Source organism: Shewanella sp. SG44-6, from assembly GCF_014164185.1.
GTDB classification, from domain to species: domain Bacteria; phylum Pseudomonadota; class Gammaproteobacteria; order Enterobacterales; family Shewanellaceae; genus Shewanella; species Shewanella vesiculosa.
The window spans coordinates 22,966-31,637 of the sequence record NZ_JACJER010000050.1 but is presented as its reverse complement, the minus strand read 5'-3'; the positions used below and the strand labels follow the sequence as shown (position 1 = coordinate 31,637).

The 8,672-nt window shown below is 41.7% G+C and carries 7 protein-coding genes and 3 pseudogenes; 7 read left to right on the top strand and 3 right to left on the bottom strand.

Features of this window, described 5'->3' with window-relative positions:
- Positions 1–202 precede the first annotated feature (202 nt).
- Complete coding sequence (locus tag H5185_RS10870; RefSeq protein ID WP_182742089.1) at positions 203–652, bottom strand: PA2169 family four-helix-bundle protein; 450 nt, start codon at positions 650–652, stop codon at positions 203–205.
- 553 nt (positions 653–1,205) lie between these two features.
- Between H5185_RS10870 and H5185_RS23445 the strand changes: the two are divergent.
- Both H5185_RS23445 and H5185_RS10860 read left to right on the top strand, forming a co-directional pair.
- Positions 1,206–1,304, top strand: a pseudogene (locus tag H5185_RS23445) (porin family protein); the annotation flags it as partial.
- Positions 1,305–1,322: 18 nt separating this feature from the next.
- A pseudogene (locus H5185_RS10860) lies at positions 1,323–1,625 on the top strand (porin family protein); the annotation flags it as partial.
- Positions 1,626–2,097: 472 nt separating this feature from the next.
- On the opposite strand, the gene H5185_RS10855 reads toward H5185_RS10860, so the two are convergent.
- Positions 2,098–2,778 carry an SDR family oxidoreductase gene (locus H5185_RS10855; protein WP_182742087.1) on the bottom strand — a complete coding sequence of 227 codons (681 nt, stop codon included), beginning with the start codon at positions 2,776–2,778 and terminating at the stop codon, positions 2,098–2,100.
- A gap of 305 nt (positions 2,779–3,083) precedes the next feature.
- Between H5185_RS10855 and H5185_RS22955 the strand changes: the two genes are divergently transcribed.
- The 4 genes and pseudogenes from H5185_RS22955 (at position 3,084) to H5185_RS10840 (ending at position 5,261) form a co-directional block, all read left to right on the top strand.
- Positions 3,084–3,764 carry a DUF418 domain-containing protein gene (locus H5185_RS22955; protein WP_259396207.1) on the top strand — a complete coding sequence of 227 codons (681 nt, stop codon included), beginning with the start codon at positions 3,084–3,086 and terminating at the stop codon, positions 3,762–3,764.
- A 12-nt stretch (positions 3,765–3,776) separates the two neighbouring features.
- Positions 3,777–4,232, top strand: a pseudogene (locus H5185_RS22950) (DUF418 domain-containing protein); the annotation flags it as partial.
- Positions 4,233–4,337: 105 nt separating this feature from the next.
- Positions 4,338–4,688, top strand: a complete 351-nt coding sequence (locus tag H5185_RS10845; protein WP_124017878.1) for a DUF1294 domain-containing protein — start codon at positions 4,338–4,340, stop codon at positions 4,686–4,688.
- 102 nt (positions 4,689–4,790) lie between these two features.
- Positions 4,791–5,261, top strand: coding sequence for an FKBP-type peptidyl-prolyl cis-trans isomerase (locus tag H5185_RS10840; RefSeq protein ID WP_124017877.1), 471 nt, complete (start codon positions 4,791–4,793; stop codon positions 5,259–5,261).
- A 107-nt stretch (positions 5,262–5,368) separates the two neighbouring features.
- Here H5185_RS10840 and H5185_RS10835 read toward each other — a convergent pair whose 3' ends face one another.
- Entirely contained in the window at positions 5,369–6,583 is a 1,215-nt protein-coding gene (locus tag H5185_RS10835; protein ID WP_182742086.1) for a Xaa-Pro peptidase family protein, read from the bottom strand.
- Between the two features lie 275 nt (positions 6,584–6,858).
- Here H5185_RS10835 and H5185_RS10830 point away from each other — a divergent pair, with 275 nt between their 5' ends.
- Positions 6,859–8,646, top strand: coding sequence for an aminopeptidase P family protein (locus tag H5185_RS10830; protein WP_182742085.1), 1,788 nt, complete (start codon positions 6,859–6,861; stop codon positions 8,644–8,646).
- Positions 8,647–8,672: the final 26 nt, after the last annotated feature.

The window sequence follows — 8,672 nt, the reverse complement described above, 5'->3', positions numbered from 1 at the left end:
CATAATCGGTCTTAGATTTATTTCTGAGGCCGATTTTTTTATGTCTGAATTTTCTCTAGAGTTACAAGCGACTGCTGAATTTCATTTTCCTGAGTCAATCGACTCATTTCGCAAAAATATCCCTAATCCGTAGTCCGGCTTTAGAGATTACAACCAAGCATTCAAATACCCCGCCGCAGGGCATTTAAACAATGAACCAGTACTAGTTTTTCTGTAACTGTTGCAGAGTTTTCATTTCGTCGTGCATCGATTGCGCATCCGCTCGAATATTGGTCAGTATAAGCAATGCCTGACCCTGTTGATTTTTATCGATTGCATCATCCAGCACTTCAAGCACCTTATCTTCAACTTCTTCAAGTTGCTTAATATAGGTGTAGTCTTCATCACTTGAGAACACTGCCACAAATTTGGTGTATATTTTGCGCGACTCTACCGCAAAAGAACTCCCATCTTCAATATCACCTTGCTCAGCAATGGCGAGTGGTTGTAATGCTTGAATCGCTGTGGCTTTTTTCGTGGCCATTTTGGTGAAAGTACTTTTGAGCGCTGGGTTACTGACCTTCTCAATTGTGTCTTGGTAAAACTCGACACCAGCTCTCATAACTTGGATGACATCTGTTACATTCTCTACACTTGTTTTTTGATTTAACATATTCACTCCTGTTTTGACTGTACTACTAACCATTGTTAGCTTACTTTCTTAGATGCAATAAACACCCCAACAATAAAATAAACTTATCAACTTGATTTTATTGAAAAATAAAATCAACCTTGATCTGCTTAATCTATAAAAGATGAATAATTTACAAGGAATATGAAGTTTTTACACACACGGTTGTGGTTTAATTTACTCCCCAATAGAGAACATAAACTTGTCTGATATCTACATGATTGACTCAAGTCATTTAACCAAGCCTTGTGGAGTATTAATGTTTATACCGGAGTGAATAACAGATTAAATAGCGAATTAAGTCGTCAATGTTTATGCGGTTTGTGGCAGCGCAAAAAGCTCACCTACTTAACTCACTTCAACTCGAGTTAAGTGGTGGGATATGTAAGGAGAAAGACAATATTAGTGGGTACACTTATTTACCGCTGGTTTCTTAAACACTAGCGTACAAGCAAAAACATATAATCCAGAAGTAGATGCATAAGGGTTCTACGTTGTTGCTAACTATGGTTATTTACGAGTAGACGGCGACGAAGAATGTGATGACGACAAAGATGCATATCAAGTATTTGCAGGTTATGGATTTAATCAATACATTGCAGTTGAAGATGGTTACATTGACTTTGGTAACTAGGGCAACGATTTAGCCAATACAGATACTAATGGCTATTCCCTGAATTTAAAATTAGGTTTGCCAGTGTCAGACAACATCAGTCTTTGTGTCCATGGTGGTCAATTGTGCCACAAGACTGATTATTCGGTTCTTGGCGCTCGCGACAGCACTGATGATGAAGGTTTATTTGCTAGTGTTGGTGGTAGTTATCATATCAACGAAAGCTGGACCGCTGAGGTCGACGACACACTATATGACAGTGACTTAAACCTTGATAGTGCAACCGATGATTGTGCAACCGATGATATTGATGATGCTAATTTCTCAACCGATTTAAAATAGGCCGCGGTCGGGTTTAAATATAAATTTTAATCGTAGTGAATAGGGATAAATAGCCCCCATGTTTTTATCCAAAGGTGATTATCAATGGCTTCAACACTAAAATGTGTTGGAGCCTTTTTTAGATAACGATTCAGCCCGTAATATACTTTACGGCCAGTAAGCACATATCTAAATAATCTCTTATACCGTTTTATACAACCATAAAATGAAACAAAGGCGCTGGCCTAACTAAGTGTATTGTAGGTAAGTATTACAGCGCTAATGTAACTATTACACCTTCATTATTAAACACGACTATATTAGCTGTGCCCTGTTAGGTAAGAAGAATTGATAGGATAATCGATTAATTCGCTTTAGGGCTAGCGCTGATGCAGTGCATCGGCAAGCTATCCCTATGGGTATGAAGAAAATTTACGTTAATAAAATATGAATTAAACAAACTAATTTAATGACTTACGCTACTTTATTCCCGCTACTTAGTTGGCATAAGGGTTATTTCACGTATATCACATCGCGGATTAGCAGAAATAGCATATATAACAGCATCTGCTATATCGCTAGGGTCTAGTTTGTCAGGTTTAGCCTCATCGAAAAATGGCGTGTTAACCATGCCGGGGCATATCGTGGTACACCGTCCGTTCCATTCAGCCATTTCGGCTGCCAAATTCTGTCCAAACCCGTAAGCAAACCATTTTGAAGCGCCATAAACAGAGCCTTTAAGCGTTATCTTGCCAGCAATTGAACTGGTAATAATAAAGTGCCCCTGCGTTTCTTTTAGCGAAGGTAAACTGGCTTTTGCAGTAAATAATAACGCATTAATATTGACGTCGAGCATCGTTTTCCATTCATCTGGATCGCCATTTTCAATGCCTGCAGCATTAACGCCAGTACCTGCATTAGCAAAGACAACATCGATTCGACCAAATTTCTCTTTTGCCTTGGCAACGACATTGTTAATCTCATCCAGCTTGGATACATCTGCCGTTACCGCCAAGACCTTGTCTTCGCCCCAACGTTTAGCTATTTCATTAAGTTTATCAGTGCTTCTTGCCGTGATCACGGCTTTGTGTCCGGCTTCTAGTACCTTATCTACGGTTGCGGCACCTATGCCACTAGAGGCACCGGTAATCAATATTATTTTTTCATTTGTCATGAGATTTATCCTTAATTCAAGCATTACTTAACTTGTTGGTTTTTTCTGTGAAATGGTATCGATAAAAACAACAGCAATGCGATATCGCTGCTAGGTATGGTTATAGCTATGCAATACAGATACCACTTTACTCAGTACAAAACTCAACGTTGGGCCTATATAATGGTTTTTTCAAGCTTAAACGCATTATCTAGTTGCATTACAACAGGTGGTTGGTAATCTCTAACAGCGCCTCTTTAATGAATAAAGAGGGTTCATAAATAGCTAATAGCAAAAGGAATTCGGTTATTAACGTTACAACTGACATGGATGAGCAAACTGCTCCGAGTAAACCGATACGTTTGGCTAATCTTGACGCGATTAGAGGGCTTGGCGTATTAGGTATTTTCTTCCTTAATATCTATTTTATGGGCAATAGTTTTTTCGGTTATGCTCCCCATGAAATCCAACCTCTATCAGATATTGGCATACTCATTTTTAGCAATTTCTTTTTAGAAGGTCGTTTCTTTAGCCTATTTGCGATGATTTTCGGTGTAGGAATGTTAATCCAATACCAACGCCAGCAAATGGAAATGGATACTGCCACCACTACCCAGAACAATAAACACATAAAAAGCCGCCAATATTGGCTAATTGCCTTTGGCGTAATACACGCCATATTCATCTTTCCCGGCGATATACTATTATCATATGGTGTCGCAGGACTATTAGCTTTTCGCTACATCAGACTCAGTGCCGATGAGCTAATTAGCAAGGCTAAATGGTTTATCTTTTTATCACTAATCCCCATCGCGCTTATTTCACTGATGCCTGACGATCAAGTTTACTCACGCGAGTCAGCTTTTTTCACTGAGCAACTGTCGGCTTGGACCGGCAGCTATTCGCAACAACTGAAGCTGCATTTAAGCTTGTTTGCTTACATGTTAGCGGTGATCCCATTAACGTTAATGTGGTATATCGCAGGCTTAATGCTATTGGGCATGTAGTTATATAAACGTAATATATTTATTGATGGGCTGGACAATAAAACCCTGTGGCAATGTGTGTTTTGGGCCGTGGTATTGTCATCATTAGATTCACTGCTGAGTCTTAGCGGTAATCCAATGTGGGAAGCGATATCAGATCTATTATTATGGTTCAGCGCGCTTGCGACTGCTTTGATTTATATCCATATTATTGTAAAGCTATGCAAAAATACTCCCCATAGATTAACTCTGCTGCAGAACGTTGGTAAGTTGGCATTTAGTTTATACATTCTGCAATCAATTGTCGGTATATTGCTACTACGTTATATCGCACCAGAGTGGCTGTACTCGCTAGATAGAACAGGTTACTTATCAATTGCAATTATCTACAGCCTGTTACAGCTGGTGTTAGCCGATGTCTATTTACGTATATTTAATCAAGGTCCGCTAGAAAAGCTTTGGCGTATGCTAGTCTCACGTACCAGCTAATGAATAATCAATACTTATGAGAAAATCGCTAATAACAGACATTCTGTGCAATATTGCTCTATCTCATCAGATAGATGAACTTACTCTTACTGGGCTGACGCTAGCATGAATAAATTTGCTTGGTTAATGTTACTGCTTATCGGTGCTATTTGGGCTGCAGTCCAGCCTTGGCTTGCTGGAGTATATGGCATAATTAATCTGCTCACATTTACCTTGTACTACCGCGACAAATCGGCGGCTAAACGAGGGAAATGGCGCATAAAAGAAAGTACCTTACAATTTTTTGCCTTAATTGGCGGCTGGCCTGCAGCGCTACTTGGGCAATATCACTTACGCCATAAAACCCAAAAATCATCTTTTAAATGGGTGTTGTGGTGTTGTATCGTACTCAACTCAGCAGGGCTCAGCTTATTGTGTTACCAGCAGTGGCATCCGTTATTAGACGCATACCGTTAACCTCTTAGCTCAATGTTACCTTTAGCTACGTTGAGAAGTATTAGCCCAGCAGTTTTTGCGCTAAACTAGTCGCACTATCTACCCAACAATTCGAGATCAATTATGCGTATGATTTTGGCCGTACTGGTCATTGCGGGCGTTATTTTTTATTTTTTTACTCAATCTAACAATTCTAAAGCCGCGAAAGAAAATATTGAGAAAGGTAAGGTTTTTTTAGCTGAAAATGCCAAACGCCAAGGTGTGATACAAACCTTATCGGGCTTACAATATGAAGTATTAGTCAAAAGCGAAAACACTGAACATCCGAGCGCAAAAAGTAAAGTCACCGTGCATTATCACGGTACACTCATTGACGGTACAGTATTTGACAGTTCTGTTGATCGCGGCGAAACGATCAGCTTTGGCTTAAACCAAGTCATAGCTGGTTGGACCGAAGGTGTACAACTAATGAGCATTGGCGATAAATTCCGTTTTTATATTCCTAGCCAATTGGCTTACGGCAATCGCTCCACCGGCAAAATTGAAGGTGGTTCAGTACTCATATTTGACGTTGAGTTATTTGAGATTAACTAATCAGCACTGAGTATCAGTTTAAACTGAAAATAAAAAAGCCTCCTTGTTGGAGGCTTTTTGTTATGGGTTATTGACTCATTAGGCTTCACTCGATAACAATTTGATTATCATGCTAGATAAAACGGATCATCGATAGATTTCGCCGGCGGTGTAAACCATTTAGGCCCTTGCGCTGTCATATAGAAATGGTCTTCATGGCGAATACCAAACTCGCCTGGTACGCATAACATTGGCTCGTTACTAAAGCACATACCAACCGCCAGCGGGGTAATATCATTACCCACCAAATATGGCCATTCATGAATGTCTAAACCAATACCGTGGCCTGTACGATGGGGTAAGCCCGGAACTGCGTAACCTGGACCAAAACCTGCAGCTTCAAGTACTTTGCGCGCAGCAGCATCTACCTCGCCACACGGTGTACCAATTTGCGCCGCCTCAAATGCGGCAATTTGCGCATCTTGTTCAAGTTGCCATAACTGACGTTGACGAGCGTTGGGTTCACCAAATACATAAGTACGGGTGATATCTGAGTTATATCCCTGTAACTGGCACCCTGTATCAATCAGGACTGTGTCATTTAGCGCTAATGCTTTAGGCGATTTAACCCCATGCGGATAAGCAGTATCTTGGCCAAATAGTACGATGCAAAAATACGATCCTTTAGGCGCACCAACGGCAACATGAGCTTGGTGAATAAAGTTTTCAACCTCTATGGTAGTAATACCCTCGTATAATATGCTGGCCGCCGCTTTATGTACTTCAAGGGTCATATCTTTAGCACGTTGCATTAAGGCAATTTCAGCAACCGACTTCATCATCCGACACCCAGCTGTAACCGTTGTGGCGCTGACAAATCGATGCTGTGGAGCGGCTTGGGCTATGCCATCACTGATGAAAAAGGCGGTTGACTCATCAATACCAATTTTGGCTTGGCTCACGCCAATGTTATCTAACACGTCGGCAAATAGCTGAAATGGACTTTCATCCTCATGCCACGTATTCACTTGGCCCTTAATGGTCATATATCCCTGTAACGTATCGAGCTCAAAAGCTGGCGCAATATACTGCACCTCACCCACAGCAGGAATAATCGCGCCAACCATACGCTCACTCGCAAACCAACGAGTACCAGTAAAATAGTACAAGTTAGTGCCAGCATTAACATAAATCGCATCTAAACCGTGTTGTGCCATCAATCGTTGTGCATGTTGAATTCGTCGATTAAATTCATCATCACTTATCAACCCTATGCCATGAGTCATATTCGTGAGTGTGGCTAATGCTTGTTGCGGGCTAACGCCGCCTACACCGATTGTCATAGGTTTTCCTTTAGTTATTTTTATTGTTATTTATCTAGCAATAGAATGATTGAATCAAATCGTCTTATCTTGTCCAAATATACAAGATAGTTACTACCGATAAGAATACCGCCTGCATAGCTTTGTTACCATTGTATACAATATAAGTTTACAATTTTTGTCTGTTTGATAAACATTATGTCAGCGACTTCACTTGCCAGTTTGCCGTCACACTTGCGATAATCAGCCTTCATTCTACAGAGCTGAGTTCATCAGTCGCCTCCAATGGAGAAACCATGTCCAATATTATTGCTACGCGCCTTAGCGCCATTCGCCAGCAGCTTGAAGTAAACCAAATAGATGCATTCATCATTCCCCGCGCTGACGAATATTTAGGTGAATACGTACCTGCCCGTAATGAACGTTTACATTGGGCCACTGGCTTTACCGGTTCTGCTGGCATGGCTATTGTGCTAAAAGACCGCGCGGCAATATTTACTGACGGCCGTTACACAGTGCAAGTGCGTCAACAAGTAGACGGTGACTTGTTTGAATATTTAAGTCTGTATGACGATCCACAAATTGACTGGTTAATTGACACGTTACCTGCTGGCGCGAGTGTCGGCATCGATAGCCGTTTACACACCCTAGCTTGGTATCAACAAACTAAAGCACAATTTGATAAAGCCGACATCAATCTCGTCGACGTAGATAACAACCCAATCGATATAAGTTGGTTAGATCGCCCTGCACCGTCAGCATCAACCATGACGCTATTCAGTCACCAAGGTGCAGGACGTAATAGCGTTGAGAAACGTCAACAAATTGGTGTGTTGGTTAAAAAACAAGGTGCCGACGTCGCTCTAATTGCAGCATTAGACTCATGCTGTTGGTTACTCAATATCCGTGGTAATGACGTACCACGCTTCCCCGTCATTCTTGGTTGTGGATTATTATCAACCAATGGCGACATGACCTTTTTTACCGATTTAGCCAAAGTGCCGCAAAATATTGCCGCGCACGTTGGTACTGGCGTGAGCTTTAAAGATGAAGCAGAGCTGGCTTCTGTGTTGGCACAAATGAAGGGGGTTAAGTTATTAGCTGACCCACATTCTGCTAACGCATACTCACAACTACTCGCACAAAAAGCTGGCGCAAAGCTGATTGTAGGTAGTGACCCTGTTGCATTACCTAAAGCACAAAAAAATAGCGCCGAATTAGCCGGTATGCGTGCATGTCATATCCGTGATGGTGCAGCAGTGAGCCGCTTTTTAGCCTGGTTAGATAACCAAGTTGAGCAACACATCATGCATGATGAAGCCCAACTGGCTGAAAAATTAGAAAGCTTTAGATTACAAGACCCGCTGTATCGCGAACCAAGCTTTGACACCATTTCAGCTACCGGCGCCAATGCCGCTATGTGCCATTACAACCACAATAATGGCACGCCAAGCACCATGACCATGGACAGCATTTATTTGGTCGATTCTGGCGCGCAATATTTAGATGGCACCACAGACGTCACTCGCACCATCGCCATTGGCAAGGTGACCGATGAGCAGAAGAAAATGGTCACGCTGGTATTAAAAGGCCATATTGCCCTTGATACTGCCCGTTTCCCTAAAGGCACTTCTGGTCAACAACTCGATGCGTTTGCTCGTCAGTATTTATGGCAACATGGTTTTGATTATGACCATGGTACTGGCCATGGTGTCGGTCACTTTTTAAGTGTTCATGAAGGCCCGCAGCGTATTGGCAAAAACGTCAATGGCGTGGCATTACTGCCGGGCATGGTATTGTCCAATGAGCCTGGTTATTACCGCGCCGACGGTTTTGGTATTCGTATCGAAAATCTGGTCACTGTGCAGCATTGCCAAGCCCTAACGGGTGCAGAGCGTGAAATGTACGAGTTTGATGTGTTAACTCATATTCCAATGGATGCACGCTTAATTGATAAGTCATTGTTAACTGATGTTGAAGTCAATTGGTTTAATCAATATCAGCAAAAAGTGCATCAAACCTTAGCGCCATTAATGCAAGGTGATGAGTTAACTTGGCTCAATAAAGTAACTGCTGCGATTTAAGCGTTAACCAATACAGCATAACGCGC